The sequence below is a fragment of the Blautia sp. MCC283 genome (assembly GCF_018785565.1).
In the GTDB taxonomy this organism is placed as follows: Bacteria; Bacillota; Clostridia; order Lachnospirales; family Lachnospiraceae; genus Blautia_A.
The window spans coordinates 385804-406799 of sequence record NZ_WQQB01000045.1; the positions used below are offsets into that span (position 1 = coordinate 385804).

A 20996-nucleotide genomic window follows, 5' to 3' on the forward strand; every position below is an offset into this window, starting at 1 on the left:
ATTGAAAACACTCGTAATTATTGACGATGAAATTTTTTTCAGAAAATCTCTGATCAATTTTCTTGAAAAACAAAACATTTATAACATTGCAGGGGAAGCTAATAACGGACAGGCCGGAATCCAGCTTATTGAAAATGTCAAACCCGATATTGCCCTTGTGGATATATCCATGCCGGTTATGAGCGGTCTGGATATGATTGCAGCTCTTGGAACAGACTGTCATACCAGATTCATCCTTTCCACAGGATACGAAGATTTTGACTATGCCAAAAAAGCCATCTCTCTTCAGGTCCGCGGATACCTCCTGAAGCCACTGGATCACCGGGAGCTTATGGAGACACTCCAGAAAGTAAGTGACGAGATCGATCAGGAAAATTCCAGAAACAGTTATGTGAATAATTATTTTCAGTTCCGCGATCTGTATACACGACAAATGCAGCTTAATTTCTTCCAGAAAGTGATCAGTGGAACAACCATTTCCCCGGATGATCTGGAAAAAATTCCGGTTCATAAAACTTCCGATTATCTTACCATTCTTATGGAGATCCACAATGCCAATCCGGAAATATGGGATGAAAAAGGTGATTTTTCTCTGCTCCACACCATCCTGGAAAATATATGCAGGGAAATCTTACAGCCTGTGTGCAAAGAGCTTATTTACATTGACTATTCTCAGATGAGACAGTATATCATCATGGAAAAAAGCTCTGATTTTTCTTTTACCGATCTGGAACAATCCTGTCTCAGACTTGCCGGGATATATGATAATATCGCACAGATTTCCACTTTTTTCTGCTGTGGAACACCTCATGAAGGCGTGGAAGGAATCCGCTATTCCTATGAAGAGGCTCTTTCTGTTTTTCATAACAGAACTGCGTCTTCTTCCGGATTTCTTTATTTCACGCCCCAGTCCCATTCCGGTGATTTTACATTAAAGCCTCTGGTTTATAATGATATCCTGATCTTTCTGCGCCAGCAAAATTCACCGGCTCTCTGTAAATATATTGATGAATATTTCAACGATATCATCACCAAAAAAATCCATATCCGGCAGACCTGGAGTGTAGCTGCTGCTTTTCTTACTGTACTTGACGGTTTTATTACGGAGTGCAGTCAGCGTGAAACGCTTTTTCCTCTTCTGGAAAACGCCCTGAATACTTACCAGAACTGCCAGAGTGCCCTGCAGTTAAAACAACTGCTCCAGTCTACCTGCAAGGCAGTTCTGGATTCTCTTGCTGATGAAAAAAATCCGCGGAAGTCAGCTCTTGTATCCCAGGTTCAGGAATATATCTGTCTGAATTTTAATCAGCCGGATCTTCGTCTTGAAACCATTGCTTCCCATTTTTTTGTCAATCCCCAGCATCTCTCTACTGTATTCAGTCAGGAATCCGGAGTTACACTTACCTCATATATCAATGTCTGCCGCATGAAAAAAGCCAGACAGTTTCTTCTGGAAGACAGCCCTTCCATTCAAAATGTAGCTTCTTTATGCGGATTTTCTGATTCCGGATATTTCAGTAAATGTTTCCGGAAATATTACGGGATCTCTCCGAAAAATTTCGTATCCCTGACTGAAGAGAATAGTTATTAAAGCGGACATTCAGATTCTGTTGATGTTTTTATTTCTTTAAAGTGTAACGATCCACCACTTTATCTTGTTAAAATAATGTTTTATTTTAACATATGTTTTATGCAAAATGCAAGTTCTTTTTATTGTGCAATATCGAGGAATGTGTTAAGATAAAACTTGCGACTTTATACAAATAGCAGTTTACCAAACTGCAACAATGAGGTGAGTTATGAAAGAAAGAGAAAAACTTGGATCCCGTCTGGGATTCATTCTGATTTCTGCTGGCTGTGCCATCGGAATCGGAAACGTCTGGAAATTCCCTTACATGGCCGGACAGGGCGGTGGCGGCACATTCGTACTGTTTTACCTGATCTTCCTGGCCCTTCTTGGACTTCCTGTTATGACTATGGAGTTTTCTGTTGGACGTGCCAGCCAGAAGAGTCCTGTCAAAGCATATTACGCACTGGAAAAACCAGGACAGAAATGGCACATCCATGGATATATCACTCTGATCGGATGTTATCTCCTGATGATGTTTTACACCACTGTTACAGGCTGGATGCTGAATTACTTCTATATGACAGCCACCGGTAAATTCCAGGGACTTGATTCCGACGGTGTTGCAGGACAGTTTACCAACATGCTTGGCCAGCCCGTTACTATGGGATTCTGGATGATCGTTGTTGTTATTGCAGGTGTTTTTGTCTGCTCCCGCGGTCTTCAGAACGGCCTTGAAAAAGTTACCAAGGTTATGATGATCTCTCTTCTGGTGATCATGGTTGTTCTTGCCATCAACAGTTTTACCATGGATGGTGCCAAAGAGGGACTGAAATTCTACCTGATCCCGGATTTCGAGCGTATGAAAGAAATCGGTATTATTTCTACCATTACCGGTGCTATGAACCAGGCATTCTTTACTCTCAGCCTTGGTATCGGTGCTATGGCTATCTTCGGAAGCTACATCGGAAAAGATCATGCACTGCTTGGTGAATCCATGAATATTGCGCTTCTGGATACTTTTGTTGCGATCACCTCCGGACTTATTATTTTCCCGGCATGTTTCACATTCAATGTTGACCAGACTTCCGGACCGAGCCTGATCTTCATCACACTGCCGAATATTTTCAACCACATTCCGCTTGGAAGACTGTGGGGAAGCCTGTTCTTCATCTTTATGTCATTTGCAGCTTTCTCTACCATCCTGGCTGTATTTGAAAATATTATTTCCTGCGGTATGGAGCTTACCGGCTGGAGCCGAAAAAAATCCAGTCTTGTAAATGCCATCGCCATCATCCTTCTGTCTCTGCCATGCGTACTTGGATACAATGTATGGTCCTGGGACTGGCTCAAGGTATTCGGCGGCGCAATTCTCGACCTTGAAGATTTTCTGGTAAGCAACATTCTGCTCCCGCTTGGTTCTCTTGTATACCTGCTTTTCTGTGTTTCCAAACGGGGCTGGGGCTGGGAAAACTTCACAAAAGAAGCCAACACCGGAAAAGGCATGAAGATCCGGAAATGGATGCGCGGATACATCACTTATATCCTGCCGCTGATCATTCTGTTTATCTTCTTCTTTGGTCTGTACGATAAGTTTTTTGCATAAAATAAAACTTTAAATAAAACACCCCTGACGGATATCGTATGTGATTTACACACGCGATTTCCATCGGGGGTGTTTTTGTTGAGTCAGGCGGATATTCACAGCCTACATTCTTCCCGATACAAGCAAGTCCCCTCACCGCGTATTGCTTTTCGTAATTGAAGCAGGGAACTTACTTGATTCAGTTAAGAATTTTACCTGCCTAGCAGCTCCAGTACTTCCTCTCTGCTGATCAAAGCCTGGCCGATTCCCTCGCCGCTTAAGATCTCATCAGCCAGTTCCCGTTTTCTTTCCTGAAGAGCCCGGATTCGTTCTTCTATGGTGTCTTTCATAAAGAGGCGGTAGACACTGACAACGTTCTGCTGACCGATGCGGTGGGCACGGTCTGTTGCCTGATTCTGCACAGCAAGATTCCACCATGGATCGTAGTGGATCACAATATCAGCTGCCGTAAGATTCAGGCCTGTTCCTCCTGCTTTCAGAGAAATGCAGAAAACAGAAGTATCGTCCTCATTAAATGCCTGTACCATCTGCGCACGTTTTTCCTTGGAAGTAGCCCCCGTCAGCATATAAAAAGAAATCTTTGCTTTTTTCAGACGGACAGCCAGCACATCCAGCATGGTAGTAAACTGGGAAAACAACAGGAGCTTATGTCCGCCATTCACCGCATTCTGAACCAACTCCATGCACATCTCCAGCTTGGAAGAATTCCCTTTGTATCCTTCATATACCAGTCCCGGATAACAGCAGATCTGCCGCAGCCTCGTGATCTCTGCAAGGATCTGCAGTTTAGAAGTGCGAAACTCCGCATCCGACTGCATCCCAAGCATCAGGCGAAGCCGTTCCGTATGGGCCTCATACAGCTCCTTCTGCTCGCTTTCCAACGGGGAAAACATATCTTTTTCCAGCTTATTCGGAAGATCCTTCAGCACATCCCTCTTCAATCTCCGCAGCACAAAAGGACGGATTATTTTCTGCAGACGCTCCATCGCATCGGAATTGCTGTACTGCACAGCTGGAAGCTCTATTTCCTTGCGGAATTTCTCATAAGAATACAAAAATCCCGGCATCAGAAAATCAAAAATACTCCACAGCTCACTGAGCCTGTTCTCCACCGGTGTACCGGTCAGCGCAAGCCTGAATTCCGACCGGATCTCCTTCACAGCCTTTGCCACCTGAGTTCCGTGATTCTTGATATACTGCGCCTCATCAATGATCTGCACAGCAAAATCCAGGTTCTGATAAGCCTTCAGATCCCGTTTCAGAAGGTCATAGGAGGTGATCAGAACCTCCCGTTCTCCTGCATTTTTGATCAGCGCTTTCCTCTCCTTCACATCACCAGTCACAACGGTAGCCGGAAGTCCCGGCGCAAAACGTTCGATCTCGTTCATCCAGTTAAACACCAGCGAAGCAGGCGTTATCACAAGGGCACGTCTGTTTTCTCCCGGCGCAGATTCCTGAAATTCTGACCAGAGAAATGTGATCACCTGGAGGGTTTTTCCAAGTCCCATATCATCTGCCAGGATCCCTCCAAACTGATTATGCTTCAGAGTTTTGATCCAGTAAAAGCCCTCTTTCTGATAGCCCCGGAGGATTTTTTCCTGCTCCCTGGGAATCTGAAATTTATGTTCTTCCATTGTCTGCATGTTCCGGATCAACGCACGAAAGGCATTGTCCTTCTCTACCTTGATCAGATCGCCGCCCTTCAGCTGACTGTCCAGATACATAGCACGATAGGCCGGAACCTGAGTCTTTCCTTTTTTCAGTTCACGATCACTGATCTGCAGTCCATTTTTCAGAGCAGAAAGCTCCCTGAGCTGACCATCGGAAACATCCAGAAAGCTGCCATCCTTCAGGCGGAAATATTTTTTCCTGCGATCGTACCTGGAAAGAATATCAAAAAGCTGCGCCTGATCCATCCCCTCCACATCCAGATCCAGGTTCAGAAGTCCGGCTGACAGAGAAACGCCAAGACGGATGTTTGGCAGCTTTGTCACCCGCATCTGTTTGATGGACTGGGAAATATAGACAGCTGCAACTTTCTGCATGGCGGGGATCCCTTCAGTAAGAAGCTGGTAGAGCTTTTCTTCGGAAGCTTTCACACTGTCGGGCTTCCCTGAACCTTCCCTGCACAAAGATTCCAGTTCCTCGGCACGACAATCCAATGCCAGCTCCATCCGCTGGTCATCATATCCGTTAAAATATTTTGACAGCAGCGCAAACACACCAAGCTCTCCCGGAATATCCCTGGTGCGGGCAGACACATCTCGGTCAAAAACCGAAAATTTATCCTTCCCGTAAACAGAAAATGCCTTACAGGTGATCCAGTCACGCTCCGGTGCATCCAGATAGATCTCATATGCAGCCTTGTAGCATTCAAGACCTGTTTCTTCCGGGAAATCCCTGAGATCACAGTGAAAAAATTTTTTCAGGGAAGGAAGCAGCTCACGCACAAACGCAGGCACATCCGGTTCATCAATAAAGCCTCGGCCTGCAGGAAGCCGCTCCAGACAGGTAACAAATTCCTCCACTGCTCCAAGCTCCTGCCTGGAAACCAGATATACCTTCGCATTATCAAAATACATATGATACCGTATGCCTGTCACACTGTATACCGGCGCGATCTCAAGAGATAACCCCTGATCCTTCTTCCGGATCATCAGCGTCCTGTCCGGAATTTCTCTGACAGAATGCCATGTTGTCTCCGGATCATTGTTCATTTTGAACTTAAAACTTTTTTCGCCAAGTATAAGAAGCAGATCCTCAAGTTCTTTTCTGTCAACGGTAAGATCCCTCACCTTTTCCACAGCTATATCCTTCAGCTGTTCATATCTGGACATGTAAGTGCCGTGATGATTCTCGACCCATTCCCGGATAAAGGCCAGCACGCTTCTGGATCCTTCTGAAAAGGCTTCATCTGAATGGATAAATTCCAGATTTTTTCCATAAGAAACCTTCTCATTATGATCCAGATTCCACACAAAGGCCAACACATCCTTGAGGATATATTTTTTCTCACAGCCAACGCGGAATTCCACGGTAAAACAATTTCTCACAGAATTAAATTTCAGGCAGGTTTCCAGCTCCACCCTGCCAAAATACGGATCCCCGGAAAACGGAAGCATACGGCTGTATAGCTGGCGATTAAGGAGGCTTTTCAGCTCAACGGTGGTTTTCGTTGCAGGCTGCCCTGGTCCGGATAAAGCAGCCGGAAATGCTGTTCCGCTGAATAGCTCTGCCTGCTTCTGTTCCTCATCCTGCTGTCTGCGGATTTTCACACGCTCATAGGCCTTACGGTCTCCATATTCCAGAAGCACTGCCACGCAATGCTTACAGATCCCGGAATAGCTGCGAAAGGCCGGGCAGTCACAGTATGCTTCTTTTATGCGGTCCGCTTCTGTATCATACTGAAAGCCTGTATTGTATACATTACGCCCACTTCCCTTCACTGCTGCAGATATTTTATCCACAGCTCCTTCCGACTTAATATCCAGCGACTGGATCCTCTTTCCGGTACGGTAAATATCAAGACCTCTCTGATATGCCGTTGTATTACAAAGTGCCCGTATGGCTGTTCGTTTAAGCATGCATCTTTCCCTTCTTTTCTTATCGCGTTTCTTCCATTATAAAAGGAGACCTGCACTGTGACAAGTCTCCTTATAGTACTCATTGATATCTCATTCCTGATCTGCCTATAGCATTTCCATAAAATCCCGCATCAGGTTCAGCTGCTCTGAAATGAATTGCTGCATCAGACGTTCCCGTCATACGTTGGTACAGATAACTTTCTCAGCAGGCTTTCCTTCTTGCTTCATCCTCTTTCCGCTCTTCTCCGACTTCTGTCATCAGATACGGATCAAGAACCTCTTCCAGCTCTTTCTCGGTCATGATCCCTTGTTCCAGAACAAGTTCCCGGACAGACTTGCCAGTTTTTACTGCAGTTTTTGCGATGGTTGCAGACGCCTTGTAACCAATATGCGGGCAAAGAGCCGTTGCAATTCCTGCACTGCTTTCCATCAGGTCTTTGCAGTGTTTGCGGTTTGCGGTAATTCCTGTGATGCAGTTTACGCTCAATGTATCCACTGCTTTTTCCAGAGTCGTAATGGATTCAAAAAGATTACAAAATACAACCGGCTCAAAAGCATTCAACTCCAGCTGTCCGGCTTCTGCTGCCATGGTAATGGTGGTATCATGTCCTACGATGTGGAAAGCAACCTGGCTTACTACCTCCGGAATGACCGGATTTACCTTACCTGGCATGATGGACGACCCATTCTGCTTCGCCGGAAGGTTGATCTCCCCAAATCCGGTTTTCGGGCCGGAGGACATCAGTCGAAGATCGTTGCACATCTTGGAAAGATCCACCGCACAGGTTTTTACCACACCAGATACGGCAACAAAACCGTCCAGATTTTCTGTTGCATCAAAAAGGTCCTCAGCCTGTTTCAGCGGATAACCTGTAATCTTTTCCAGATTTGGCACGATCTTATAAAAATAAGAATCGGACACGTTGATAGCAGTTCCCACTGCAGTTCCTCCAAGGTTTACAGTGTACATTTCCCTGTGAGCCTTTTCGATACGTTTCCGGTCTCTGGAAACCATGGACGCATAACCGTGGAACACCTGGCCAAGACGGATCGGAACTGCATCCTGAAGCTGTGTACGTCCCATAGTGATCACATCATCGAACTCCTCTGCCTTTTTTGCAAGCTCCTTCTCAAGTCTTACCAATACTTTTTCCAGAGGTGCAAGAAGATCCAGAACGGTAAGCTTACCGGCCGTCGGGATCACATCATTGGTGGACTGCGCCATGTTTACGTGATCATTTGGATGGACCATTTTATAGCTACCCTTCGGACATCCGAGGATCTCACCGGCTCTGTTTGCGATCACCTCATTCATATTCATATTTGCGCTGGTTCCGGCACCACCCTGAATGGCATCTACGATAAATTCCTCAGCCAATTTTCCTGCGATCACTTCATCACAGGCTCTGACAATGGCGTCTGCCTTATCCTCCGGAAGAAGCCCTGCATTATTATTAGTGATAGCTGCTGCTTTTTTAATCTGTGCCAGGTTCCTGATAAATACCGGATGAAGCTTTGTACCTGTAATAGGAAAATTCTGTTTTGCCCTTAAAGCCTGAACTCCGTAATAAGCCTCTGCAGGCACTTCCATAGTTCCGATCGAATCTGCTTCCAGTCTTGTTTCTGTTGTCATTTTATCATCCCTCTTCTTTCTTCTGATCCTGTGCACATCTGATTTGCTCCGCCCTCTGATCTCATTTTTTCAGTCCGACGGATATTCACTGTTTACAAATCATTCTGTTATTTTCATTTTTATCAGCAGCTGTTTTTCTGATGCCTAAGAAACTAACACTTTCTTTGTAGCTTGTAAATACTTTTAATGGAAAACCACGATTATCCGTGTTTTTCAATAGTTTACATTAATCTTTTTAAGAATTTCTTTTATTTTTCTTATTTTTATTAAGTCGTTTCTTGTGTTGTGATAACACACGCAGTATAATCAATACAGAAATACCTATTTTTAATCCACTTCCCTACGCAGCTCTGTACCAGTTACAAATGACATTTTTTCATCGAAAGGAGACATTCTACATGGAACACAAACTCGACAACATCGACCGAAAGATCATCGAAATGCTTCAGAAAAACGCCCGCACCCCGGTAAAGGAAATCGCAAAGGAAGTCTTCCTCTCCTCCCCCGCTGTTTCCGCCAGGATCGAACACCTCGAAAAAAACGGGCTGATCACAAGCTACCACGCCCAGATCAACCCGGTATTTCTCGGTTATCATATAAAAGCATTCATCAACCTGGAAGTAGAACCCAACCAAAAAAAAGACTTCTATCCCTTCATCCAGTCCATCCCAAACGTCATCGAATGCAACTGCGTCACCGGCGATTACTCCATGCTCATCGAAGTAGCCTTCCGCTCCACCATGGAACTGGACCACTTCATCAACGAACTCCAGCAGTTCGGCCGCACCAAAACACAGATCGTATTCTCCACCAGCGTAGAACACAGAGATCTGCCGGTGGAGTAACCACCCTCCCCTGCCGCCTTGAAAAACCAGCCCGTGAGGCGTGTGCTGCCTGTCGCCGGACTCTGCAGGAGGGGAGCTGATTCTTGGCTGGCGGAAATCTGCGTTGTTTTTCAAAAGTCCGCTGTCTGAGAGGCTGCAAGACGCGAGTTCGGACTTTTGGAAAACGGTTTTAGCAGAATTCCGGCAGCCTAGAAGCCAGCCCCCGACGAAGCCCCGGCGCCAGGCAGCACACGCCTCACGGGCGTCCGTATTTCAACAAAAAAAGAACAGCAATGAACCTCAAATCCACCACTGCTCTCCATTCATTTCCTAAATCACTTTCCCATCAAAGCAACAATCTTCTCCTTCAGCTCCCGCGCATTCTTCTTCGGATCCTCCGCCTTCATGATCGCAGAAACAACCGCCATACCACTCATACCGGCACCCTCAAGCACATCCATATTCCCGGCATTCAATCCCCCGATCGCAACCGCCGGAATCGGAACCGCCTCACAGATATCCTTCAACGTAGAAACCTTGGTAAGGATCGTCACCACCTTAGTAGTAGTAGGATAAATCGCCCCCACACCAAGATAATCCGCACCATCCTCATAAGCCTTCACAGCAGCCTCCACCGTCTTGGCAGTAGCCCCCACGATCTTATCCGGTCCCATCAGCTTCCTTGCCACAGCAACCGGAATATCAGAAGCTCCAACATGCACACCAGCCGCATCACAGGCCAGCGCCACATCCACACGATCATCAATGATCAGCGGCACATTGTAACGATCTGTGATCTCCTTCACCTTAAAAGCCTTATCCAGATACTCCCGTCCACCCTTATTCTTCTCGCGAAGCTGGACCAGAGTCACACCACCCTTACAAGCCTCCTCAACCGTACGGAGCAAAGACTCCTCCGTATGATAAGAACTATCCGTCACCAGATACAACGTTACATCCAAATCTTTTCTATCCATCCTAATCCCCTCTTTTTCAGTACATTTCAATCTTCAACAGATCCAGCAGCTGTCGATCCGAAAGCCCATAGATCTCATCCAGCAGATTTACCTGAAAGCTTCCCGGACCGCGGGAAATCTTCTCCGCTTCCTCGCCGGCGATACCCATAAGTGCAGTACCAAGCACTGCCGCAGCCAGATAATTCCCGGATCTCCCATTTAATTCCATCTCAACGCCAGACCAGACACCTGCCTCTATACTATCCGTCATCTCTTTCGCAATATTATCTTCGCACCCCGGCAAAAACGCCGCAGTCAGTGCCCCGACCATACAGCCGGTTCCTGTGATCCCGGACAGCGCCGCACTGCCATTTTGTACCAGAACAACCCGTTCACCATCCGTAACAAAATCCTGTTTCCCGGTAGCCAGCACGATTGCCTGATTATTTCTAGAAAAAGCCTTAAGCACTTCACTGACTCCATCGATATTTTCCTCAGTCAGAGCATCCTCGACACCCGCATCGATTCCGATCGCATGAGACGGCAGCCCGGAAACAGCCAGAAGCTCTGACATATTTCCCTTCAGCACTGCCGGATGACCGATCCTTAAAAGCTCCCGTGCCAGATCCAGCCTGAGATCACTGCAGGCAACCCCTACCAGGTCCAGAAGAACCGGGATCTTATTTTCCATCGCTGTTCTCATAGAACGCTTCATTGACTCGATCCTGGCATCGGTAATATTCCCGAGATTCAGCATCAGCGCACCAGCCGATGCCGTAATATCTGTCACCTCTGCCGGATGCTCCGCCATGATCGGCCTTGCACCTACTGCAAGGACCACGTTGGCACAGTCATGGATCGAGATCGGATTGGTGATGCAATGGATCAGCGGCTTTTCTTCTTTAATTCGCTTTCGCAGTTGTAAAATTCTTTGTCTCATATGTTTTTGAACCCAAAGCTGCCTGGAATTTCACCAGAAGACCTGCTTTACTCAGAGCCTTCAGGAAAATATAGGCAACACATCCTCCCATTGTGGTTGCTGCAAGGAACATCGGCGTATAATAAAATGCTGTCAGTCCGCCTCTTCCCATCAGGAATGCCATCACCGGATAAGAAACCATGGATCCGATGATACCTGTTCCAAAGATCTCACCGATCACCGCGCAAATGATCTTGCCTTTGGAAAGTCTGTAGAACACACCTGAAAGGAATGCGCCAAATACTGCACCGGTCAGTGCAAGTGGCGGGATTCCCATGAACATCATACGGATCACGCCGATCATGGTCGCACAGAGAAGGGAATACCACGGTCCCATCAGAACCGAGCATACGATATTGACAAGATGCGCCGTGGGGCACATTCCCTCAATCCTCAGGATCGGTGAAATAACGACACCGATCGCAACCATCATTGCCAGCATTACCATACGAAGCGTGTGCATCCTTTGTTTTTCCATAGTGTTTTTCCTCCCTGAAATATCAGGCAGAGCCCTGTCAGATCCGGGCAAAAGCTTCCCGTCTGCTGCAGTCTGCCCTTAGATTTTGGCGGTCGAAGTTCCCTTACTTCCTCTCACTCCGAAAACACGGATTCCCATCGCTTACATGATCCTTCCGGAAAAATCCTCCGGAATATCACTCTCCTGCCAGACATTAAGGCGCTCCCCTTCCTGCCCGCTCGCCGCAGAAGCTCCACATGCAGTCTCTGTCACTTTCACATCCCCACATTGTCAGACCATTCCAGTTCCATTCCTGCATCCGAAAAGAGCGCATCCCATGGCAAACTCCACGGAGACACGCTCTCAGATCACAATCCCTCCGTTGGCATTACCCAAATCAGGTACGGTCGAAGATCTATCTTCCTCTCAGCCTGTCACACAAGCTCCCGCTGGCTCTTTTCTTTTCTGTTTTTCAATATAGCACACACCTATCCCGTTGTCAAACCTCCACTGCTTATTGCTCTTTGCACTCCCGCCGGAGACGTTACTGTTCACTCCGTTCTCAGCAACACGCTTCGCGATGCACAGAATTTATGCTAATCGCATAAATTCGCGCGGTATGTCTCGGGTTTTCTGTGACCTTCGCTCACAAAAAACACCTCGCGGAATATTACCAGTGAACAGTAACCCGGAGACTTTCCTGATTCAGTTAAACAATTATTTCGACATAAAAAACTCCCTGCTTCACTACTTTTCATAGTAAAACAGGAAGTATATAAATCTTATTTTGAGATCTCGTCGATCAGACGCAGCTCCTCAGCTGTAAACGGTGCACAGTGGATCGCTTTCACATTATCAAGGATCTGCTGCGGCTTGGAAGCTCCGATCAGAACACTGGTAACTTCCTTATGCTGAAGCAGCCAGCCAAGCGCCATATCAGCCAGCTCCTCTCCACGCTGGGCTGCCAGATCGTTCAGTCTCCGGATCTGATCCAGACGCTCCGGCGTCAGCACACTTTCCTTAAGGAATCTTCCATCTTTGCGGATACGGCTGTCCTCCGGGATCCCGTTCAGGTAACGGTCTGTCAGCTGTCCCTGAGCAAGAGGGCTAAAGGTGATCAGACCTTTTTTCAAAATGCCGGTGGTTCTCTTGAGACCGTTTTCTTCCACTGTTCTGTCAAAAATGGAATACCGGTTCTGGTTGATCACAAAGGGGCATTTCAGATCCTTCAGGATCGCTGCCGCCTGGCTTAAGGTTTTTCCATCATAATTGGAAAGTCCCACATAAAGGGCCTTGCCCTGCTGAACCGCTGTTGCCAGCGCTCCCATAGTCTCCTCAAGCGGAGTCTCCGGGTCCATTCTGTGATGGTAAAAAATATCCACATATTCCAGACCCATGCGCTTCAGGCTCTGGTCAAGGCTCGCCAGAAGATACTTGCGGCTGCCCCAGTTTCCATAAGGGCCCTCCCACATATCATAGCCTGCCTTTGTTGTGATGATCAGCTCATCACGGTATGGCATCAGTTCTTCTTTCAGGATCTTGCCGAAATTCCGTTCCGCACTTCCATAGGCAGGTCCGTAATTATTGGCAAGGTCAAACTGTGTGATACCATTGTCAAAAGCTGTAAAGCACAGCTGCTTCATGTTTTCATAATCAGAAGTATCTCCGAAATTATGCCATAATCCAAGAGACACCTTCGGAAGCATCAGACCGCTTTCACCGCAGCGGTTATACTCCATGGTTTCGTATCGTTCCTTTGCAGGTGTGTACATAAAAACCTCCCATAATGTAGCATGATTTACATTTTCTGTAACTGCTTTTACTATACTTCACCCACGTTTATCTTGCAAGACGGATCATATTCCAGCTGTGTTTTGCAAAAACTGCTTCCAGTTTTCCGCCGTCCAGCTTTGAGCACTCTGCACTGGCTTTTACAGGAACTACATTCTCCGGCTGAGCCTCTGTATTGGTTGCCTGAAGATCGTCATTATTGAGTACAATATGCTCTACGATCTTATATCCCTCAAACTGTCTTAAGTCACAGGAAACTTCCATATCCTCATCCAGACTCTTATTCACTGCAAAGATCGTCAGCGTATCCTTTTCCTCATCCCAGACGCACACAGAATCCAGATATGGAGCTTCTCCATAAGTCTTGCTTTCATATATGGGTGTGTGAACCTGTGTATTAAGGACGGTTCCTCTTCCAAACATACTTGTCAGCATATACGGATAAAAGATCGTCTGACGCCATGCGCCTGTATCGGATGTCATAATCGGCGCAATAACATTTACCAGCTGTGCCATGCAGGCGATCTTTACGCGATCTGCATGACGGAGAAGTGTGATCAACATACTTCCCACAAGAAGTGCATCCTCAAAGTTATAAACATCCTCCAGCTGATGGGGCGCCTGTACCCATTTTTCCAGTTTTTTATCCTGTTCATTGCTGTGGTACCATACGTTCCATTCGTCGAAGGAAAGATTGATCTGTTTTTTTCCATGCTTCTTTGCTTTTACAGCATCGCAGATGGAAACCACTCCTGAGATAAAATCATCCATGCCCTTGGAGCTTGCCAGAAAATCGGCAGTGTCTCCCGATGCATTTCCATAGTACTGATGCAGGGAAAGATAATCCACCTGATCGTAAGCCTCGTCAAGAACCGTATACTCCCAGGAGCCAAAGGTAGGCATTTCCAGACTGGAGCTTCCGCATGCAACAGTCTCAACCTCCGGATCCATAAATTTCATCAGGCGGGCAGTCTCTGCTGCAACTCTTCCGTACTCTGCCGCAGTTTTATGTCCCATCTGCCACGGACCGTCCATCTCGTTTCCGAGACACCATAATTTGATATCATGCGGGTGTTCATAGCCGTGAGCCTTACGGAGATCACTGTAATAGGTACCACCCTTAAAGTTACAGTATTCCAGAAGATTTTTCGCATCCTCCGGTCCTCTTGTTCCCAGGTTTACTGCCATCATCACATCGCTGCCGGCTTTTCTGGACCAGTCCACAAACTCATTGAGTCCAAACTGGTTTGTCTCGATGACACCCCAGGCCAGCTCCGGTCTGGACGGACGCTGAGCTTTCGGTCCGACGCTGTCCTCCCAGCGGAATCCGGATACAAAATTTCCGCCCGGATAACGAACGATCGGTACCTGAAGCTCCCTTACCAGTTCCAGAGTATCCTTCCGAAATCCCTGCTCATCAGAAAGGGGGCTGCCTTCCTGATAAATCCCCTCATAAACCGCACGTCCGAGATGTTCTATAAAGGAACCATAGATCCTTTTGTCTGTTTTTCCGGTGAGGAAATATTTGTCCACGATGATCTGCGCTTTTTTCATTGTAAAAATCCTCCTGTAAATTATTATTTTCTGCCTGCCACTGCATTGGACTCTGTTTCCGATTCCGCCATATACAGGCTCTTACGCCTCTGTTCGCTCACACACTCTCAGACAGATCGGAAATCAACCGTTTCTATGTTTCATTTTACCATCCTGTTCTATCCATACCAGTGATTATCTTCCGAAATAGTTGACTTTTTTTCCGGTAAGATTTATCGTAAAGACAGTCTTACCAGACGGACGTCCCTCTGTCACTTTACTTTATACTTCCAGACAGAAAGTTCTTTACAATGCCACAGTCGGATTGTCTGATCTACGTAATGAAAGGAGCCAGCATTTTCATGGATTTCACCTTAAATTTCTGCGAATACAACCGTTCCAACTCAGATTACGACAGGATTTTCCGGCCGGAGGGAAGCGGAGATTTTCTTTTTCTTTTATTTAAAACACCAATGAAGGTTTATCTGGGCGGTCAGCTTACTGTCACCCGGGAAAATGCCTGCATCTTTTATATTCCGGGAAATCCCCAGCATTATCAGGCTGTGCGAAAATTCCGGAACAGTTATGTCCATTTTTCCTGCGGAGAAAATCTGGCAAAACGGTTCGGACTTCCCTGCAACGAAATTTTTTACCCCAGTGACTGCCAGGAGATCGATCACTGTATCCAGAAGCTGCAGCATGAATATCTGAACAGAGAAGTTTTTTCCCGGGACTACGAGTATGCCCTGCTCTGCCAGCTGATGATCACAGCCTCGCGGGAACTCCGCAGTACAGATACAGGCAAGTCTTCAGACTCGGAGCTCTGCAGCCTGTTCCAAAAAATCCGTCTGGAAATGCTTACAAATTACGAAAAGCCATGGACAACAGAAAAGCTCTGCGCCATGGCTAATCTCGAAAAAAGTCAGTTTTATTCCTGTTACCGGAATTTTTTTGACAGCACCCCTCATGCTGACCTGAATCTGCTCCGTCTGGAAAAAGCCAAAAATCTGCTCACCAACGAAGCTCTGCCTGTTCAACAGGTGGCTCTGCTGTGCGGATTTTCAAATCTCTCCCACTTCAGCCGGTACTTCCGAAAGAACTGTGGCTGTTCGCCCAGTGAGTGGGCACGCCGCCCCTGACCAAAAGGATATTCACACTCTGCATTTACTGCGCAGGCAACTTGTCTGATCTGATCACCGTGCCGCATTACACTTCTCATAAGCAAACAGTGCCGCACCAAGCGCACCACAAAGCTGTGCCTCATCACAGATATAAAGCTTCGCCCCCAGCTTCTCCTCCAATGCCTGGATGATACCTTTATTTCTGGCAACACCACCGGTCATCATGTATTCCCCCGGATTCTTTTTGCCAAGGCGGGCTGCAAGAGCTCCTACCTTGGAAGCAACAGATACATTCAGACCATGGATGATATCTGCCACGTCCTTATTCTGGGCAACCAGGGAAACTACCTCGGACTCTGCAAATACAGTACACATGCTTGAGATCACTACGTTCTCTTTCCACTCCAGGCCACGGGTACTCATCTCCTCCAGGGAAAGTCCAAGAGTACGGGCCATCATTTCCAGGAATCGTCCGGTTCCTGCTGCACATTTATCGTTCATCAGGAAATTTTTTACCGCACCGTTCTCGTCAATGCTGATCGCCTTGATATCCTGACCGCCGATGTCGATAACTGTACGCACATTCGGATTCAGATAATGAGCGCCCTTCGCGTGACAGGTAATCTCTGTGATACTGTCATCACCACTGTCAATATAGGCACGTCCATATCCGGTAGTAACGATACGCACGATATCTTCTTTCCTGATCCCTGCTTTTTCCACGGCCATCTCCAGGCTCTTCTCTGCACTCATCATAGCGCCGCCGCCTGTGGGAATGATCATGGTCGATTTAATTTTTCCGTCTTTATCCAGGATCACAACATCCGTACTTGTGGAACCGCTGTCGATCCCTGCCACATAATAAACTCCTGATTCCATTTTTTTCCTTATCTCCTCGCTGATTCCTTTTGATGGGTCCATATCCTCAGAGCCTTCCAGGGTCTCCGCAAAAGCCTGCACTCTGGTAAGGAGCTGTCCTGCACTCTGGCTTGTAAAATCTGTCTCGATCTTCAGAAGCGGAACCTTGATATCACGCTTGATACTTGCATACTCAAATCCGTAATAGTCGCAGAATTTAATAGTATGATAAATGATCCCCTTCAGGTTCGGATCCAGATACAGCCGGTTTCTTCGGGTGCTGTTGTTCATACGGAAGCAGGGCATCTGCGAAAGAAGTGCATCCGCATAAGCCAGGAACATGGCATCGTCTTCCATTTTTTCCAGCTCCTCACGGATCACTGCAAGACGTCTTCCACCTGTACAGGTCAGGTTTTCCACATCCATGCGGATATTATCCCGGATCATTTTTTCCAAGATGCCGCTGACACGGACACCCAGAACACCGATATACGGCTGGTTATCCACAGGCTCATGGGAAAAAGCATTCAGAAATCCACTTCTGTCGAAGGTTTTCCCCGAAAATTTCTCATAAGCTTTCTTCAGACGGTGGATGCCCTGGGCAAGCTTCACCTTTTCACAGTCGTTATCCTCATGAGGCATGTCCAGCATGTACAGAAATTTACATTTACCGGTACTTTCCACAATGTCGTACACACGGCGCATGGAATCACAGCAGTTAACAAGAACAAGCTGCTCTACCTTTCCCTCCAGCACTGCCTGGATCACAGATTTTCCGAAGCCGCAGAGATTAGCATGGGCGATCTGGTCCGAAAGCTCAAAATTCTCCGGCATTTCCTCAAGAACCGCACATTCCTCGCCAAAGCCCTTAAACAGCTCCAGCGGTGTATATTTACAGACGTAATGTATCATGACCGTTTTTCCTCCTTACCTTCTGACAGCATTTCCAGATATGCCTGAAGTCGTGTGGATACCTGGCCGTCACTGGAATTGGCCGGGTTACAGCCGTCACCGTCCAGGACCATGGTTGGAAGTCCTGCATTTTCCAGAGAATTTTTGATCAGGCTGGAAGCTCCGATGGTTCCCTTGCAGCCCCAATGCGCAAAAAGGATCCCGCCGTCTGCCTCTGTAAGGTTCGCCAGCTCCTGGGCACGCCGGATCCTCTGCTTCACACTTCCGTTGTAAATGCAGTTGACCATTTTTTCCGCAAGGGCCTCATAAGGATCCGAGGCCTGCATCCGCTGAAAACCGTCTGCAACAAAATCACAGGCACTGATATGCACGTTCTGGCTGTAATTAAATACATCCTTTACCGGCTCCTGCAAAAACGGCATCATATGCATCCACAAAATATGAAGACCTTCCCCCTTTGGTGCCTTCTTCACATCCTCAAGAAGCATTTTTGTATATTTCAGGGATTCCTCTGAGCCCGCCAGAAGATGACACATAAAGATCGCATACAGCTCATTTGTCAGGGAAGTCACCGGATCGTGATCCTTTCTGAGGGCAAGCTGGCTGCTGTAATAGGAGGCCGCTTCATTGCTGTTGGCAACTGCACGCTGTACCGACTGCTCGGAGATTTTTTTCCCGCCTACATCCTCCAGGAATTTCTTCAGCTCGCGGAGCTGATCTGCAACATAGCTGATGGAATCCTGATTTTTTTCATAGGGTACGTCAATATAAAAGCCCGGGATCTGATATTTCTGTTTCAGATAAGGAAACGTCATCATGTTTCCATCGCAGGCAAGGTTTGTGTAGATGGTACATTTGGGCTTCGGTACCAATCCTGTCATGGACGCTCCCAAAAAAACTCTGTGATAGGAGCACATGGTTTCCGGAAAGCCCTCTGATTCCGTCTGTGCCAGAAATGCCTGCTCACATCTGGTTCCGGCGATGAAGCAGGACATTGCCTCCACGGAATACGGAGTGATCCCTGCTGCTGTCAGAAGCTCTCCCGGTACAAAAATGCTCACAAGCGCGGTATCGTCCGGTTTTGCAAGGGCTTTGATAATATTCTGCATGACTACACGGGCTACATACTGTCCCGAAGCCGGAAGCTTCCTGTCAGGAAAAAGCTGCAGACGTTTTTCCTGAAGCCGGTATCCAGTGAGAAGAAGTTTTCGTGCTTTTTCCGGATCCCTGATGGATCTCTCTCCCACCATATCCCCGAATTTCTTTATAATATCCAATCTGTCACATCCTCCGTCAAATCAAAAAATCTATTATAAGTCTGTCAGACGCTTACCCGAAATTTTGTCTCAAACAAAATCCTGTAGCATTATCATCGTCTGGATGGTATAAAGGTTCCACCTGTCAGACCAATATTTTTATTATAAAGATATTTTTTTCAAATGTAAACACGCCAATTTTTACAAATTTGAAGCCTTTTGCACATATCAAAACATCAAAATGCAGATTTTCCACAAAACTCGCATTCCTTTTCGTGGAAAACCCGCATTTGTCTTATCGCATTATCTTCTGCTCTGTTTTTTCCGTTACTCTGTATCACATCTGATGACGTACCACCTTATATTCATCTCCGGAACGATAATACGGACATTCCTTGTAATCACTGCTCACAAAACGATAATATTCATCCTCATCCAGATTGACATCACAATAATATTCGTCACACTCTTCATCATATGTATAGTTTGCACAGTATTCGCAGCTGGTTCCCTTCATATTTATTTCTCCTCTCTTTGCAGGAAAGTATTTCTCCCTGCTGTTCTCCTGATTATATAATAAAAAAAGGAAGAATTCCATTACTGAAATCCTCCCTCTTTTTTATATATCAGAACATTCCGTTCGCAGTCTTGTATTTGTAAAGCATCTCCGCATGATTCTGCTCTTCCACCTGGATATCTGCCAGAAGCTTCCTCACACCACTGTCTTCAAAAGCAAAAACATCCGAGTTGTATTCTCCGGAAATCAGCTTTTCTGTTCCGATACAGTCTGTTGCAAGAAAAGCATCGTGTTCCTTATCCTCTGAGGACATTACCGATGTGTAAGCAGCCTTTGGCTGGTAATCCCGTCCGTCGCTGTCGTTGCAGTTTACCTGGGGAACTGTACCGGAAAGCACCTGGCTCAGGGAATCGTAATGCTCCTGCTCTTTTTTCTGAAGAGTCTGAAATAAGCTTTTAAGCTCCGGATCCCTGGCCTGCTGTGCGTATTTTCCGTATTTTTCAATGCAGCTTTTTTCCTGTGTCTGAAGATCCTGGATCACTGTGCGTTCTTTTTCCTTTAATATCATTATGATCATCCTTTCTTTTGATAATAATGATAGTATGGTTTGGAAACGCGATTTTATTCATGTTTTACGCAGTCAGGATCTCCATCAGTGCTCCATAAAGATCCTTGTCCAGCTCCATAGACTGAAGCTCAGATAAAAGAACCGGCAGCTTCTTTCCGGCTGTGATCAGCTGATATAATCTGTCCTTCAGTACAAAACCGATCTCTGCCTGGTTCAGGAAATCAAAGACACGCTCTTTTGTCTGATTGTCTGCCACTTCGCCAGCGAGAATGATCTGCACCTCTGCCGCTGTGTCTGCTTCCACTTCCACACAGATCTTCTGAAGCTTCTCTTCATATTTTACAGCAGCCTCAGTCTCTGCTCCGTTAACCAGAACCTTCACAGTATCTGTTCCTGTTTTCGCAAAATTACAGAACTCCACGGTATAAGCTCTCTTTGCCGGGATCAGCTCTGTTTTTCCCTGTCCGGGATGAATGGTAAACACTGCCTGATCCTTTTCCTTATAATCCATTTCCGTAAATACACAGGCACCATTTTCGTAAGCACAGGTTTCGTTGTCATCCTCATACAATCTGAAGCTTCCGTCAGCACCCGGGAATACCCGGATATTCAGGCTTTCCGGATTCTTTTCCGCCTCTGTTCCACGGATTTCATCGGTCATCACCAGAATACCGCCTGCTTTTGCAAGAACCGGGATACTGTCCAGAGTACGGTACATATCCACCATTCGTCCACCCTCATAGCGCAGACCTGTTTGACACTCCCCACAGCTAAAGCAGGGGGATTCTTGCTTCTCCCACTACTGCATTGGCAAACACCTTACGGTACTGCAAT

The 20996-nt window shown here is 46.6% G+C and carries 16 protein-coding genes and 1 riboswitch; of the genes, 4 read left to right on the top strand and 12 right to left on the bottom strand.

The window, feature by feature from the left end:
- The first annotated feature begins 1 nt into the window (after window position 1).
- Both GPK81_RS14350 and GPK81_RS14355 read left to right on the top strand, forming a co-directional pair.
- Window positions 2-1591 (top strand): response regulator transcription factor, encoded by a 1590-nt coding sequence (locus GPK81_RS14350; RefSeq protein ID WP_173734169.1) that lies wholly within the window; start codon window positions 2-4, stop codon window positions 1589-1591.
- A gap of 208 nt (window positions 1592-1799) precedes the next feature.
- Window positions 1800-3173 (top strand): sodium-dependent transporter, encoded by a 1374-nt coding sequence (locus GPK81_RS14355; protein ID WP_021652213.1) that lies wholly within the window; start codon window positions 1800-1802, stop codon window positions 3171-3173.
- A 191-nt stretch (window positions 3174-3364) separates the two neighbouring features.
- On the opposite strand, the gene GPK81_RS14360 is transcribed toward GPK81_RS14355, so the two are convergent.
- The gene (locus GPK81_RS14360) at window positions 3365-6757 is read right to left on the bottom strand and encodes a DEAD/DEAH box helicase (protein WP_215707251.1); all 3393 of its coding nucleotides are present in this window, start codon (window positions 6755-6757) and stop codon (window positions 3365-3367) included.
- 202 nt (window positions 6758-6959) lie between these two features.
- Window positions 6960-8390 carry an aspartate ammonia-lyase gene (locus GPK81_RS14365; protein ID WP_215707252.1) on the bottom strand — a complete coding sequence of 477 codons (1431 nt, stop codon included), beginning with the start codon at window positions 8388-8390 and terminating at the stop codon, window positions 6960-6962.
- A gap of 398 nt (window positions 8391-8788) precedes the next feature.
- Between GPK81_RS14365 and GPK81_RS14370 the strand changes: the two genes are divergently transcribed.
- Entirely contained in the window at window positions 8789-9235 is a 447-nt protein-coding gene (locus GPK81_RS14370) for an Lrp/AsnC family transcriptional regulator (RefSeq protein WP_215707253.1), read from the top strand.
- Between the two features lie 314 nt (window positions 9236-9549).
- Here the strand turns inward: GPK81_RS14370 and thiE are convergent, their stop codons facing one another.
- The 5 genes from thiE to arfA all read right to left on the bottom strand — a co-directional run bounded on the left by thiE (window position 9550) and on the right by arfA (window position 14951).
- A complete protein-coding gene (gene thiE / locus GPK81_RS14375) occupies window positions 9550-10191 on the bottom strand; it encodes a thiamine phosphate synthase (protein WP_015526321.1) in 642 nt (213 codons plus the stop codon).
- A gap of 16 nt (window positions 10192-10207) precedes the next feature.
- A complete protein-coding gene (locus GPK81_RS14380) occupies window positions 10208-11110 on the bottom strand; it encodes a hydroxyethylthiazole kinase (RefSeq protein WP_021652219.1) in 903 nt (300 codons plus the stop codon).
- A complete protein-coding gene (gene thiW / locus GPK81_RS14385) occupies window positions 11073-11627 on the bottom strand; it encodes an energy coupling factor transporter S component ThiW (RefSeq protein WP_015526323.1) in 555 nt (184 codons plus the stop codon). The genes GPK81_RS14380 and thiW overlap by 38 nt, the downstream gene beginning before the upstream one ends.
- Window positions 11628-11963: 336 nt before the next feature.
- Window positions 11964-12066: riboswitch (TPP riboswitch) on the bottom strand.
- Between the two features lie 322 nt (window positions 12067-12388).
- Complete coding sequence (locus GPK81_RS14390) at window positions 12389-13378, bottom strand: aldo/keto reductase (RefSeq protein WP_215707254.1); 990 nt, start codon at window positions 13376-13378, stop codon at window positions 12389-12391.
- Between the two features lie 67 nt (window positions 13379-13445).
- Entirely contained in the window at window positions 13446-14951 is a 1506-nt protein-coding gene (gene arfA / locus GPK81_RS14395) for an arabinosylfuranosidase ArfA (RefSeq protein WP_215707255.1), read from the bottom strand.
- Window positions 14952-15241: 290 nt separating this feature from the next.
- Between arfA and GPK81_RS14400 the strand changes: the two genes are divergently transcribed.
- Complete coding sequence (locus tag GPK81_RS14400) at window positions 15242-16069, top strand: helix-turn-helix domain-containing protein (RefSeq protein WP_021652225.1); 828 nt, start codon at window positions 15242-15244, stop codon at window positions 16067-16069.
- A gap of 54 nt (window positions 16070-16123) precedes the next feature.
- Here the strand turns inward: GPK81_RS14400 and GPK81_RS14405 are convergent, their stop codons facing one another.
- The 5 genes from GPK81_RS14405 to GPK81_RS14425 all read right to left on the bottom strand — a co-directional run bounded on the left by GPK81_RS14405 (window position 16124) and on the right by GPK81_RS14425 (window position 20889).
- A complete protein-coding gene (locus GPK81_RS14405) occupies window positions 16124-17821 on the bottom strand; it encodes an acyl-CoA dehydratase activase (RefSeq protein ID WP_021652226.1) in 1698 nt (565 codons plus the stop codon).
- The gene (locus GPK81_RS14410) at window positions 17818-19098 is read right to left on the bottom strand and encodes a 2-hydroxyacyl-CoA dehydratase subunit D (RefSeq protein ID WP_173761040.1); all 1281 of its coding nucleotides are present in this window, start codon (window positions 19096-19098) and stop codon (window positions 17818-17820) included. Before GPK81_RS14410 ends, GPK81_RS14405 begins: the two co-directional genes overlap by 4 nt.
- Before the next feature lie 316 nt (window positions 19099-19414).
- A complete protein-coding gene (locus tag GPK81_RS14415; RefSeq protein ID WP_015526328.1) occupies window positions 19415-19594 on the bottom strand; it encodes a DUF6472 family protein in 180 nt (59 codons plus the stop codon).
- A 109-nt stretch (window positions 19595-19703) separates the two neighbouring features.
- Window positions 19704-20162 (bottom strand): ferritin-like domain-containing protein, encoded by a 459-nt coding sequence (locus tag GPK81_RS14420; protein ID WP_015526330.1) that lies wholly within the window; start codon window positions 20160-20162, stop codon window positions 19704-19706.
- A 64-nt stretch (window positions 20163-20226) separates the two neighbouring features.
- Window positions 20227-20889: a DUF5110 domain-containing protein gene (locus GPK81_RS14425; protein WP_173741241.1), complete on the bottom strand. Its 663-nt coding sequence runs from the start codon at window positions 20887-20889 to the stop codon at window positions 20227-20229.
- Window positions 20890-20996: the final 107 nt, after the last annotated feature.